Origin of the sequence: Pseudomonas sp. SK2, assembly GCF_016772395.1 — a bacterium.
Lineage (GTDB): Bacteria > Pseudomonadota > Gammaproteobacteria > Pseudomonadales > Pseudomonadaceae > Aquipseudomonas > Aquipseudomonas taiwanensis.
In genome coordinates, this window is record NZ_CP061944.1 from 493,177 (window position 1) to 506,007 (window position 12,831).

Here is a 12,831-nt window from a genome sequence, read left to right on the forward strand (position 1 = left end):
ATCCTGTGACGGTGGCTTCCAAGTCGTAACCCGAATGGCTCGGGCAGTTCTTTGATGGCCTGGCGCGGGGTTCGGGACACAGACTTTGACCGGATTCTTTCGAATCGTTCCCGATATGGACTGTTGCACTGCCTAGATTCCATAGCAGCCGGTCTGCCGGCGATGCGGCGCACAGGGCGCCTCAATCGCTATATATTCACAGGCTTGAAACGTCACAAGGATACAAGGCGTGTTGGCAACATCCCTGGTGCTGGTCGCCGCCCTGCTGCATGCGACCTGGAACACCCTGATCAAATTCAGTGGCGAGCGACTGCTGGTCATTGCCAGCATGGATGCGGTGGCATTGGTCTTTGCGGTGTTGGCGGTAGCCTTCGTCGCGTTTCCTCCGGCTGAAATCTGGCCATGGCTGCTGGCGTCGGCCCTGGCCGAGCAGTTGTACCGTGTCCTGCTGATCAAGGCCTACCGGGTTGGCGACCTGGGGCTGGTCTATCCTCTGATGCGTGGCTTGTCGCCGCTGGTGGTGCTGGGGCTAACGCTGGCATTCGCGGGCGAGTCACTGAGCCAGCAGCAGATCATCGGTATCTTGCTGATCCCCTGCGGCATGGCGTGTCTGCTCTGGCAGGGCGGCGGCGGTGAGCGGCTGCCGTGGTCGATGCTGCCAGTGGTTGCACTGATCGGCTTGTGTATCGGTTGTTACACCTGGTTCGACGGGCAGGCCGTAAGGCTCTGGGGCAAGCCCTGGGACTACCTGGTCTGGCTGACGTTGCTGAGCGCCTGGCCCTTCCCGGTGCTGGCGTGTGTGGCCCGGCGGCCGCAGTTTGCGCTGTTTTGGCAAACCCAGTGGCGGCTGGGGTTGGCGGTGGGTTTGTGCGTGCTGTTCAGCTATGCATTGGTGTTGTGGGCCATGCACCTGGGGTCGGTGGCCGAAGCTGCCGCCCTGCGCGAACTGAGCGTGATTCTGGTGGTGCTGCTTGGCATGCGCTATCTCAAAGAACCTTTTGGCGGCCCGAGACTCCTAGCTTGCGGGCTGGTCCTGGCTGGCATGCTGGTGATGAAGCTCTAACCCCGAACTCGAACAAGGAGTCCTGAACATGACCGTTGCCCTGTGGTGCATCCTGATCGCGCTCGTGCTGCCACCGCTTTGTGCCTTGATCGCCAAGACGAGTGGTCGTTTCGGTCTGAAGGATAATCACGACCCGCGCGGCTTCCTCGACACATTGTCGGGTTTGCCACGTCGTGCCCATGCTGCGCAGCAGAACGGGTACGAGGCATTCCCAGCGTTTGCGGCGGCGGTGCTGGTGGCCGATATCGTCGGCAATGCGGAGCAGGTGACCCAGGATGTGCTGGCGGTGCTCTACATCACCAGCCGGCTGCTGTACATCATCTGCTACCTGGCAGACTGGGCTGCCCTGCGTTCGCTGGTGTGGTTTGCCGGGTTGGGCCTGATCGTTTCGTTCTTCGTGGTATCGATCTGAGTTGAAGTGGCGCTCATCGCCGGCTTGGCGGCGATGAGCCTGCGCAACCTCAAGGTACTTTAGGCACCTCAGGCAGCGGCTTGTCCTTGGGCCAGAGCATCCAGATCTGTCCCTGCTGCTTCATGTTACCGGCCAGTTCACCCGCTTCGGGCCCAGTGCCCCAGAACAGGTCCGCGCGCACCTCGCCGGTGATCGCGCCACCGGTGTCCTGAGCGCCTACCGGGCGTACCACGGGGGAGCCATCAGGGCGAGTGGTAGACAACCACAGCAAGCTGCCCAGCGGGATCACCTTGCGGTCGATCGCCACGCTGTAGCCAGCGGTCAGCGGCACGTTGAGCGAGCCACGCGGCCCTTCGTTGCTGTCTGGGCGGGTGCTGAAGAAGACATAGCTGGGGTTGCTGGCCAGCAGCTCTGGCACTCGTTGTGGGTTCGCTTGTGCCCAGGCGTGGATGCTGCCCATGGTGACATCTTCTTTCTTCAATTGGCCTTGTTCGACCAGCCAGCGCCCAATGGGGCGATAGGGGTGGCCATTCTGGTCGGCGTAACCCAGGCGCACCTGTCGGCCATCTTCCAGCTGGATACGGCCCGAACCCTGGATCTGCAGGAACTGCAAGTCCATCGGGTCGGTCAGCCAAGCCAGCACTGGCGCTTTCACGCCATCGCGGTTGATCACTTCGGCCGTGTCATAGGGCTTGAGCACGCGACCGTCGAGCCGCCCGCGCAGGCGCTTGCCCTTGAGCTCCGGATAAACGCTGGCCAGGTCGACCACGATCATGTCCTCGGGAACGCCGTACACCGCGACCCGTGCTGCGTCGGTGCGCTCCAGGCTGCCGGGGTAGACCGGCTCGTAGTAGCCAGTGATCAGGCCGGTGGCGTTGTTCTCGGCCGAGCGCAGCCCCAGTACTTGCAACTGCTGTTGCAGGAAGGCGCGGATCTGCATCGCGTTGTCAGGCACTTTGGCCGCTGCTTCGCAGGTTGCAGCCCAGACAGGGTCGCGCTTGAGCTTTTCGCAGCCGTTGCGCCAAGCCTGGAAACCGGCCCGCAGGTCACTGTCGCTGACGCTGGGTAAGTCGTTCCAGGTGGCGGGGGCGTAGGTGGCAATGGCGTGGGGTTCGGGTTTGGCGTTCTCACCGCCGTTGCAGCCGGCCAGCAGGGCCAGGGCAGGCAGCGCCCAGGCGAGGTGGCGCAGAGCAGATTTCATGGCTGAATCCTTGAGGGGAGGCCTTGGAGCTTCCCTTGTTTTTCGTAAGGGTATTGGTCTTTGTCGAGCAGGCGAGGATACTGTCGGCCCTTTCCTTCTGCCAATGTGACCGTGATGTTCAAATGTTTCACAGCCCTGCTGCTGATCAGCCTGGCCCTGGTGGGCTGCGACCGTGTCGATCCTAACTCACCTTTGGGGCAGCGCAAGGCGATCTTCAAGCAGATGCTCAAGACCAGTGAGGATATGGGCGGCATGTTGCGCGGACGTTTGCCGTTCGATGGTGTGAAGTTCGCCGACGGGGCGGTGAAGCTCGATGGCCTGGCTCATGCGCCGTGGCAGCATTTTCCCCAGGTCAAGGATGAAGGTGACAGCAGTGCCCGGCCTGAAGTCTGGGAACGACAGGCGCGCTTTCACGACCTGGCGATGCAGTTGGAAGGGGTGACGGGCGAGTTGGTCGATGTTACCCGTAAGCAACCGCTGGATGCGGCAAGTCTGAAAGCGCCGATGGACAGGGTCGAAGCGGCTTGCAAAGCCTGTCATACGGAATTTCGTAACCATTGAGGGAGGGCGCCTCTCCCGAAGGTTCAGGGGAGGCGATGGGCGGGTCAGCGGTCCAGTTGGTCCACGGCTTCCTGCAGTTCCTTGCGGGACTCGGCAAGCTTGTCCTTGCGCTTGTTGATTTTTTCCGCGTCGCCTTTGGCTTCGGCCTTCTTCAGGTCCTTCTCGCGTTGCGCCACTTCATGGCGCGCATCGAGCACCTTCTGTTCGCGCTCTTTGCGCAGGCTGGCATCATTGCAGTTCTCAACCCCGCGCAGGGCTTCCTCCAGGCCCGCGACCTGAGCATCGTTACCGTGATCGCGGGCAATTTTCAGCTGATTCTCGATGGCGCTGCGCTTGGCGGCGCAGCCGGTCAGGCCTTCGTCCGGTTGAGCGGCCTGTACGGCGGTGGCCGCAAGGCCAAGTGTTGCCAGCAGGACGAGGGTGTGAACGCGTTTCATGAGGGCCTCCTTGACGGGGCGGGGCAGCAAAAGTTGGGGGAAATCCTGCCTTGGTTTTGCGGATTTATAAACCCTTGTTGGTTTTTCTAGCCCAGACAAAGATTTTTCCTACATGTTTTTAGGGGGTTCTTTGTTGAGCGGACCCGTCACCGATCATGAAACCGCGAATACCCGCCGCGCTCAGTCGAGCGGCTATGGTTTGCAGTTCATCGTCCACGAAAAAGGCGGCGAGCTGCTTCGATCGGGTGTCACCGATGCCTGGCAAGGCTTGCCAGTCCCTGGCGGACCTACCCGCCAGCGTTTCCCAATCGCCATCAAGTGCCAGGTTGCCCGGTGCGGGTATGCCGAGGCCGCGCAGCCAATGGGCAAAGGGGCGTGATCGGCCAGCTTCGAAGCTGTGCTTGAGCTGGCGGGCGCTGGCATGGCTGATGCCCGGAACTTCGGTCAATTGCTCCGAATCCAGCGTCAGCCAATCCGTCAAAGTGCGTACCTTGCCGCCCTGGACCAGGCGGCGCCAGGTGCCGGGGCCTACACCAGGCATGGCCAGCCCATGCTTGCCACTGAGCCAGGTGAGCCTGGCGATGAATTGCTCCTCGCAATCGTGGCTTGCTTGCCAGCAGCTTCTGGTGTGATACCGATCGGGCGTGGGGGATGCCACGGGTTGCCGCGCCAGGGCGCGGTGCACCACCTGCTCGAAGCGTGGAATGGTCAGTCCTGCCAGGCTGATCGCTACCTGGTCTCCCGGGCGTACGTCGAGTGCCTGCCAGCGAGCCAGTGAGCCCAGACTTACCTGGCTGATCATCCGGTCATCCAGGCGTATGGGCTGCAGTTGCAGCACAGGAGTGACCTTGCCCGTGCGCCCGACACGAAAGCGTACTTCGCGAACCGAGGCCAGCGCTTGCGAGTAGGGGTACTTCCATGCGGCGATCCAGTATGGCGCCTTGGCTTGCCAGCGCTCGGCGGGCGGTCGGTTGTCCTGGCGCAGAATGATGCCGTCGGTAGCGAAGGGCAGAGGGGTGCGGTACCAGTGTTGCCTCCAGTGGGCGGCATCGCTCGCTTGAACGATAGCCTTGCTGAAGCGTTGGCTGTCCGGAAACCCCAGCGCAGCCAACTGCGCCATGCGTTCGACCTGGGTGGACGGCCCATGAGGCCAGTCCCACACGAACAATCCGATGCTGGCGCCTTGTTCGGGTGAAAGCTGCTGACGCGCCAGCAGCCCTGCGACGGTCCCTCGGGCATTCATGCCACCGGCCTTGGCCTGAACGTGCTCTTCGAGGCGGTGGTACAGCTCTCCCTGCAGCACCAGGTCGATGGTTTGGGGTAGCTGCCGGGTGATCGACCCCAGATGAGGGATGTGGCGGCTCCAGTCATGGCCGTGGATGCCATCGCCCCGGCTCAGCAGACGGACCAGTCGACCTTGCCGGTAGACCAGCGAGACGGCGACCCCGTCGACCTTGGGTTGCACCCAAACGTCCGTCTTCCCAGTCAGCCAGCGTTCGGCCTCGGTGTTGTCGCTCAACTTGTCGACGCCGGTGTGGGGGACCGGGTGCGGGATCGGCCCTCGTGCACTTGCCAGGGGATTTGCGTGACCGGCGAGACCGAAGCAGGTTTCCAGGTGTTTCAGGCGCAGGCGGCTCTGGTCGTAGATGTCGTCAGCGACTTCGGCCTTGCCCAGGCGATGGTAATGGTCATCCCAGCCGGCCAGGGTGGCGCGTAGCTGGGCGATTTCGGCCTTGGCTTGTGAGAGTGGCCAGTCATGGCATGGCGCGGCGAAGGCCCCGCAGGCTTGGAACAGCAACAGCGAGAGCAGCAAGCGTTTGAGTGGCATGGCCAGCATCCTTGCATGGCGGGTGGAGCCCTCAGCCTAGGCAAGTACGGGGTCCGCTGCGGTGAACAGTTGTCAGTGCATATGTCATGAAAAAGCCCCTGCCGATCACTCGGCAGGGGCTTTCATTTCACCGCTGTAGGAAAATTACAGCCCGGCAGCGTCACGCAGCGACTGGGCGCGGTCGGTACGCTCCCAGGTGAAGGTGGTGAAGGTGTCGTCGCCGACAGTCTTCTGCTGCGGGGTACGGCCGAAGTGACCGTAGGCGGCGGTTTCCTGGTACATCGGGTGCAGCAGGTCGAGCATCTTGGTGATCGCGTATGGACGCAGGTCGAAGCACTCGCGCACCAGCTGGATGATCTTGTCGTCGGAGACCTTGCCGGTACCGAAGGTGTTGATCGAGATGGAGGTTGGCTGGGCTACGCCGATGGCATAGGACACCTGGATCTCGCAGCGCTCGGCCAGGCCGGCGGCAACGATGTTCTTGGCCACGTAGCGGCCAGCATAGGCGGCGGAGCGGTCGACCTTGGACGGGTCCTTGCCGGAGAACGCGCCACCACCGTGACGGGCCATGCCGCCGTAGGAGTCGACGATGATCTTGCGACCGGTCAGGCCGCAGTCGCCCACCGGGCCACCGATGATGAAGTTACCGGTCGGGTTGATGTGGTACTGGGTGCCTTTGTGCAGCAGCTCGGCCGGCAGGGTGTGCTTGACGATCAGCTCCATCACCGCTTCCTGCAGGTCTTTCTGCGAAACCTCAGGGTTGTGTTGGGTCGACAGCACCACGGCGTCGATGCCGACTACCTTGCCGTTCTCGTAGCGGCAGGTGACCTGCGACTTGGCGTCCGGGCGGAGCCATGGCAGCAGGCCGGACTTGCGCGCTTCAGCCTGGCGCTCGACCAGACGGTGCGAGAAGCAGATCGGTGCCGGCATCAGTACTTCGGTTTCGTTGCTGGCATAGCCGAACATCAGGCCCTGGTCGCCAGCGCCCTGGTCTTCAGGCTTGGAGCGGTCAACGCCTTGGGCGATGTCCACCGACTGCTTGCCGATGATGTTCATCACGGCGCAGGTGGCGCCGTCGAAGCCGACGTCGGAGCTGTTGTAGCCGATGTCGATGATGACTTTGCGCACCAGGTCTTCCAGGTCGACCCAGGCAGACGTGGTGACTTCGCCGGCGATGATGGCGACACCGGTCTTGACCAGGGTTTCACAGGCTACGCGAGCGTACTTGTCCTGGGCGATGATGGCGTCCAGGACCGCGTCGGAAATCTGGTCGGCGATCTTGTCCGGATGCCCTTCGGACACGGACTCGGAGGTGAAAAGGGAATATTCGCTCATCTCGACGGGTTCCTAAAATTTACCGATGGTGAGTGTCGCCAGCCGTCCGCTGGAAATGTCGGACCTGAATCTGGAAACCGTTACGCAAGCCTACATAGAGGCTGTCCCCGGGTGTCAGCCCGGCAGCATGGGCCCAGCGGGCCAGGTCGTCCTGCTCGAAACCTAGCCAGAGGTCGCCGCAGGCTTCCCGCGCCCAACTCTGGTCATGGCTGCACAGCTCGGTGACCAGCAGGCTGCCGCCGGCCTTCACCCGTTTGGCCAACTGGCACAAGGCCTGGGCCGGGTCGCTGAAATGGTGCAGGACCATGTTCAGCACAACGCAGTCGGCTTCCACATCCGTTGCACCCAGTGCATCGGCCAACTGCAGATTTACATTACCCAGGCCTTGGCGTTCGCAGACCTGGCGGGCCAGCTCGAGCATGGTCGGGCTGTTGTCCATGGCGGTGACCTGAGTGAAGCGCTGGGCCAGGTCTGGCAGGAAACCGCCGTCCCCTGGGCCGACTTCCAGGGCCGTGGCCGTGGGCGTGAAACTGAGATTGTCCAGCAGTGCCAACAGGCTTTCGCGGTACTGGGGCAGCCCCGCGATCAGGTCTTGCTGGGCGCGGAATTTTTCTTCCACCCGCAGGAAGAAGTCCTGGCTGGTGGCGGCGCGGCGTTGTTGCACCTGCGCGATTCGGGCCAGCACGTCTTCTGGCAGGGCCAGGTCGTCGACTTCTTCGAGCAGCGCCGCATGCAGCCGGCCGCCTGGGCGAAGGCCGTCGGGCAAGGCGCGGCGGTAGAAAATGGCATTGCCTTCGCGACGGGTGGCCACCAGTTCAGCCTGGGCCAGCACTTTCAGGTGATGGCTCATGCCCGACTGGCCGATGTCGAAAATCTGTGCCAGCTCCAGCACCCCGAACGAGTCGCTGGCCAGTGCGCGCAGGACATTCAGGCGCAGCGCGTCGCCACTGGCCTTGCACAGGGCGGCCAGGGTGTCGCTTCGCTGAATGGAAATGGGCTGCGCACGTAGGTTCATGACGCGGCAGTCTAGACAGGCAGGGCTACCCCCGCAATAGCAATATCAAAAAGTTTTGATATTGGGTGATGAGCGGAGCACGCACCCAGCACCACGTGAGCCTGCGCAAGCGGGTTTACCCGTGATCAATCCACCGCCGCTCCCTGTGTTTCCCCCGAATTGGAGGCCAATCACAGGAAAAATGCCCGACTGCGACCATCCGTCATTGCCCCCGAGCCCGCCTGTGGGCGAAAATGGCCGCCTTTTTTCGTTTCACTACCTATTCAAGCCCCAGGAGATTAGCGATGCCCAGCCGTCGTGAGCGTGCCAACGCCATTCGTGCCCTCAGCATGGATGCCGTGCAAAAGGCCAACAGCGGCCACCCAGGTGCCCCCATGGGCATGGCGGATATCGCCGAAGTGCTTTGGCGCGATTACCTGAAGCACAACCCGAGCAACCCGAAATTCGCCGACCGCGACCGCTTCGTGCTGTCCAACGGCCACGGCTCGATGCTGATCTACTCGCTGCTGCACCTGACCGGCTACGACGTCACCATCGATGACCTCAAAGGCTTCCGCCAGTTGCACAGCCGCACCCCGGGCCACCCCGAATATGGCTACACCCCAGGCGTCGAGACCACCACTGGCCCACTCGGCCAAGGTATCGCCAACGCCGTGGGCTTCGCCCTGGCCGAAAAGGTCCTGGCAGCCCAGTTCAACCGTGAAGGCCACAACATCGTAGACCACCACACCTACGTGTTCCTGGGCGATGGCTGCATGATGGAAGGTATTTCCCATGAAGTCGCCTCGCTGGCCGGCACCCTGGGCCTGAACAAGCTGATCGCCTTCTATGACGACAACGGCATTTCCATCGACGGCGAAGTGCACGGCTGGTTCACCGACAATACCCCGGCACGTTTCGAAGCGTACAACTGGCAGGTGATCCGCAACGTCGACGGCCATGACGCCGACGAAATCAAGACGGCCATCGAGACCGCTCGCAAGAGCGACCGTCCGACCCTGATCTGCTGCAAGACCATCATCGGCTTCGGCTCGCCGAACAAGCAGGGTAAAGAGGATTGCCACGGTGCCCCGCTGGGCAACGATGAGATCGCCCTGGCCCGCAAGGAACTGAATTGGAACCACGGCCCCTTCGAAATCCCTGCCGACATCTATGCCGAGTGGGATGCCAAGGCCGCTGGCGCCAAGGCAGAAGCCGACTGGAACCAGCGTTTCGACGCCTACGCCAAGGCCTACCCGGAACTGGCGGCCGAGTTCAAGCGCCGCGAGAGCGGTGAGCTGCCGGCTGACTTCTCCGAGAAAGCCCAGGCCTACATCAACGAAGTGGCTGCCAAGGGCGAAACCATCGCCAGCCGTAAAGCCAGCCAGAATGCCCTGAACGCATTCGGCCCGCTGCTGCCGGAGTTCCTGGGCGGTTCGGCCGACCTGGCCGGCTCCAACCTGACCCTGTGGAAAGGTTGCAAGGGCGTCGAAGCCAACGATGCCAGCGGCAACTACGTGTTCTACGGTGTGCGCGAATTCGGCATGACCGCCATCATGAACGGCGTTGCCCTGCACGGCGGCCTGGTACCTTACGGCGCGACCTTCCTGATGTTCATGGAATACGCCCGCAACGCCGTGCGCATGTCGGCACTGATGAAGCAGCGCGTCATCCACGTCTATACCCACGACTCCATCGGTCTGGGCGAAGACGGCCCGACCCACCAGCCGATCGAACAACTGACCAGCCTGCGCAGCACCCCGAACCTCGACACCTGGCGCCCGGCCGACGCGGTCGAATCCGCCGTGTCCTGGAAAGCTGCCCTGGAGCGCAAGGATGGCCCATCGGCGCTGATCTTCTCGCGTCAGAACCTGCAGCATCAGGACCGCGACGCCGACCAGATCGCCAACATCGCCCGTGGCGGCTACGTGCTGAAGGACTGCGCCGGCGAGCCTGAACTGATCCTGATCGCTACCGGTTCGGAAGTCGGCCTGGCCACCCAGGCACACGCCAAGCTCACCGAGCAAGGCCGCAAGGTTCGCGTCGTCTCGATGCCGTGCACCAGCGTGTTCGATGCCCAGGACGCGGCTTACAAGCAGTCCGTGCTGCCGGTCGAAGTCGGTGCGCGTATCGCCATCGAAGCCGCCCATGCTGACTTCTGGTACAAGTACGTCGGCCTGGAAGGTCGTATCATCGGCATGACCACCTACGGCGAGTCGGCTCCGGCCAGCGCGCTGTTCGAAGAGTTCGGCTTCACCCTGGACAACATCCTGGGTACCGCCGAAGAGCTGCTGGAAGACTGATACAGGCGTAAGGCGAGGGCTTAGCCCTCGTTTCGCGACACAAGGCCGCTCCCACAAGGTTACTGCACGTGCGGTCCCTGTGGGAGCGGCCTTGCGTCGCGATGGGCCGCAACGCGGCCCCAACCGCCATCATGCGTTAGCGAGCCAACGAATGTCCCACCTGCGTCCCTACAAAGTTGCACTCAACGGTTACGGCCGCATCGGCCGCTGTGTCCTGCGCGCACTGTTCGAACGTGGGGCAACGGCCGGTTTCGAGATCGTTGCGCTCAATGACCTGGCCGACCAGGCCAGCGTCGAATACCTGACTCGTTTCGACTCCACCCACGGGCGCTTCCCCGGCGAGGTGAAGGTCGATGGCGACTGTCTGCATATCAATGGCGACTGCGTGAAGGTAATGCGCAGCGCCACGCCGGAAGGCGTCGACTGGGCGGCACTGGGCATCGACCTGGTGCTGGAGTGCTCCGGCGCCTACCACACCCGTGCCGATGGCCAGCGTTTCCTGGATGCCGGCGCGCCACGGGTATTGTTCTCTCAACCGATGGCCAGCGAGGCGGACGTGGATGCCACGGTGGTCTATGGCATCAACCAAGACTGCCTGAGCGGCAATGAACGCCTGGTGTCCAACGCCTCCTGCACCACCAACTGCGGCGTGCCGCTGCTGCGGGTGCTGGACCAGGCTTTCGGCATCGAGTACGTGCAGATCACCACCATTCACTCGGCGATGAACGACCAGCCAGTGATCGACGCCTATCACCACGAAGACCTGCGCCGCACGCGCTCTGCCTTCCAGTCGGTGATACCGGTGTCCACCGGTCTTGCTCGTGGTATCGAACGCCTGCTTCCGGAACTTGCCGGACGAATTCAGGCCAAAGCGGTACGCGTGCCGACCGTGAACGTGTCGTGCCTGGACATCACCCTGCAGACCGCCCGCGACACCAGCGCGGCCGAGGTCAACCGGGTGCTGCGAGAGGCGGCGCTGGATGGCCCGCTGAAAGGCTTGCTGGCCTATACCGAGCTGCCGCATGCCAGCTGTGACTTTAACCATGACCCGCATTCGGCCATCGTCGATGCCAGCCAGACCCGTGTTTCAGGCCCACGCCTGGTCAACCTGCTGGCATGGTTCGACAACGAATGGGGGTTCGCCAACCGTATGCTCGACGTAGCCGAACATTTTCTGCACGTCGTACACCCAACCCGCACCAAACAGCCCTGAAGGACTGCATTCATGACCGTGTTGAAGATGACCGACCTCGACCTGCAAGGTAAGCGCGTTTTGATCCGCGAAGACCTCAACGTCCCTGTGAAGGACGGTGTGGTAGCCAGCGACGCGCGTATCCTGGCAGCGCTGCCGACCATCAAGCTGGCCCTGGAAAAGGGCGCGGCGGTAATGGTTTGCTCGCACCTGGGCCGCCCGACCGAGGGTGAGTTCTCTGCCGAGAACAGCCTCAAGCCAGTTGCCGACTACCTGAGCAAGGCGCTGGGCCGCGAAGTGCCGCTGGTGGCCGACTACCTGGACGGCGTCGAGGTCAAGGCGGGTGATCTGGTGCTGTTCGAGAACGTACGCTTCAACAAGGGCGAGAAGAAGAACGCCGACGAGCTGGCGCAGAAGTACGCCGCCCTGTGCGATGTGTTTGTCATGGACGCCTTCGGGACTGCCCACCGCGCCGAAGGCTCGACCCACGGTGTCGCCAAGTTCGCCAAGGTCGCCGCTGCCGGCCCGCTGCTGGCTGCCGAGCTGGATGCCCTGGGCAAGGCCCTGAAGGCCCCGGCCAAACCGATGGCGGCCATCGTTGCCGGCTCCAAGGTGTCCACCAAGCTGGACGTGCTGAACAGCCTCAGCGCGGTCTGCGACCAACTGATCGTCGGTGGCGGCATCGCCAACACCTTCCTCGCTGCCGCAGGTCACCCGGTTGGCAAGTCGCTTTACGAGCCGGACCTGGTCGATACCGCCAAGGCCATCGCCGCCAAGGTCAGCGTTCCGCTGCCCGTGGACGTGGTGGTTGCCAAGGCGTTCGCCGAGAGCGCTGAAGCCACCGTCAAGGCCATCGCCGACGTGGCTGCCGACGACATGATCCTGGATATCGGCCCACAGACCGCTGCCAACTTCGCCGAGCTACTGAAGTCGTCCAAGACCATCCTGTGGAACGGCCCGGTTGGCGTGTTCGAGTTCGACCAGTTCGGTAACGGCACCAAGGTACTGGCCAAGGCCATCGCCGACAGCGCCGCCTTCTCCATCGCAGGTGGCGGTGACACCCTGGCGGCCATCGACAAATATGGCGTTGGCGCCGATATCTCCTACATTTCTACCGGTGGCGGTGCGTTCCTCGAATTCGTCGAGGGCAAGGTCCTGCCTGCCGTGGCAATCCTGGAAGAACGGGCCAAGGCCTGATAGAGAAGGCGCCTGGCAAAGGGAGCGACCGGATGGTCAAGCAATTGCCTGTGATGATCCTTGCCGGACTGCTGGGCGCATGCTCCAGCAGCCCGTCCTCGGATGCCGAAGGCCCGCAACCGCCCAAAGGCGGTTGCTACCAGTCTGAATGGCAGGCCGAGACCGTGCCGGTGATCAACAAGCGCCTGGGGCCGACCGGCCTGGAAAAGTACGACGACGAGCATCAGCGCAAAGCGCCCGGCTGCCCTTGATCGGGTGGCAGGCAACCTGACGGGTATTTCGTGGTCTGCGTGATGAGGAGCCGGCTT

The 12,831-nt window shown here is 62.9% G+C and carries 12 protein-coding genes; 7 read left to right on the top strand and 5 right to left on the bottom strand.

The genetic code is table 11. The features are described 5' to 3' along the window. Positions 1–229 precede the first annotated feature (229 nt). Together IF103_RS02155 and IF103_RS02160 are read left to right on the top strand one after the other, a co-directional pair. Entirely contained in the window at positions 230–1,063 is an 834-nt protein-coding gene (locus tag IF103_RS02155) for an EamA family transporter (RefSeq protein WP_023378366.1), read from the top strand. A gap of 28 nt (positions 1,064–1,091) precedes the next feature. Next, complete coding sequence (locus tag IF103_RS02160) at positions 1,092–1,475, top strand: MAPEG family protein (protein ID WP_023378368.1); 384 nt, start codon at positions 1,092–1,094, stop codon at positions 1,473–1,475. A 49-nt stretch (positions 1,476–1,524) separates the two neighbouring features. Here IF103_RS02160 and mltA read toward each other — a convergent pair whose 3' ends face one another. Beyond that, the gene (gene mltA, locus IF103_RS02165; RefSeq protein ID WP_023378369.1) at positions 1,525–2,676 is read right to left on the bottom strand and encodes a murein transglycosylase A; all 1,152 of its coding nucleotides are present in this window, start codon (positions 2,674–2,676) and stop codon (positions 1,525–1,527) included. Between the two features lie 114 nt (positions 2,677–2,790). On the opposite strand from mltA, the gene IF103_RS02170 reads away from it, so the two are divergent. After that, complete coding sequence (locus IF103_RS02170) at positions 2,791–3,237, top strand: c-type cytochrome (protein ID WP_023378370.1); 447 nt, start codon at positions 2,791–2,793, stop codon at positions 3,235–3,237. A gap of 44 nt (positions 3,238–3,281) precedes the next feature. Here the strand turns inward: IF103_RS02170 and IF103_RS02175 are convergent, their stop codons facing one another. The 4 genes from IF103_RS02175 to IF103_RS02190 all read right to left on the bottom strand — a co-directional run bounded on the left by IF103_RS02175 (position 3,282) and on the right by IF103_RS02190 (position 7,852). Then, positions 3,282–3,674 carry a DUF1090 domain-containing protein gene (locus IF103_RS02175; RefSeq protein WP_023378371.1) on the bottom strand — a complete coding sequence of 131 codons (393 nt, stop codon included), beginning with the start codon at positions 3,672–3,674 and terminating at the stop codon, positions 3,282–3,284. Positions 3,675–3,792: 118 nt separating this feature from the next. After that, positions 3,793–5,502: an NAD-dependent DNA ligase LigB gene (gene ligB, locus IF103_RS02180; RefSeq protein WP_202675831.1), complete on the bottom strand. Its 1,710-nt coding sequence runs from the start codon at positions 5,500–5,502 to the stop codon at positions 3,793–3,795. 144 nt (positions 5,503–5,646) lie between these two features. Further along, positions 5,647–6,837, bottom strand: coding sequence for a methionine adenosyltransferase (gene metK, locus IF103_RS02185; protein ID WP_023378373.1), 1,191 nt, complete (start codon positions 6,835–6,837; stop codon positions 5,647–5,649). A gap of 19 nt (positions 6,838–6,856) precedes the next feature. Next, the gene (locus tag IF103_RS02190; RefSeq protein WP_023378374.1) at positions 6,857–7,852 is read right to left on the bottom strand and encodes an ArsR/SmtB family transcription factor; all 996 of its coding nucleotides are present in this window, start codon (positions 7,850–7,852) and stop codon (positions 6,857–6,859) included. A gap of 284 nt (positions 7,853–8,136) precedes the next feature. Between IF103_RS02190 and tkt the strand changes: the two genes are divergently transcribed. The 4 genes from tkt to IF103_RS02210 all read left to right on the top strand — a co-directional run bounded on the left by tkt (position 8,137) and on the right by IF103_RS02210 (position 12,774). Further along, on the top strand, positions 8,137–10,134 hold the full coding sequence (gene tkt, locus IF103_RS02195) for a transketolase (RefSeq protein WP_023378375.1): 1,998 nt from the start codon (positions 8,137–8,139) through the stop codon (positions 10,132–10,134). Positions 10,135–10,285: 151 nt separating this feature from the next. Further along, on the top strand, positions 10,286–11,347 hold the full coding sequence (gene epd / locus IF103_RS02200) for an erythrose-4-phosphate dehydrogenase (protein WP_027907946.1): 1,062 nt from the start codon (positions 10,286–10,288) through the stop codon (positions 11,345–11,347). A gap of 12 nt (positions 11,348–11,359) precedes the next feature. Continuing rightward, positions 11,360–12,523 carry a phosphoglycerate kinase gene (locus tag IF103_RS02205; protein WP_023378377.1) on the top strand — a complete coding sequence of 388 codons (1,164 nt, stop codon included), beginning with the start codon at positions 11,360–11,362 and terminating at the stop codon, positions 12,521–12,523. After that, positions 12,523–12,774 (top strand): hypothetical protein, encoded by a 252-nt coding sequence (locus IF103_RS02210; protein ID WP_104882256.1) that lies wholly within the window; start codon positions 12,523–12,525, stop codon positions 12,772–12,774. The genes IF103_RS02205 and IF103_RS02210 overlap by 1 nt, the downstream gene beginning before the upstream one ends. Positions 12,775–12,831 lie beyond the last annotated feature (57 nt).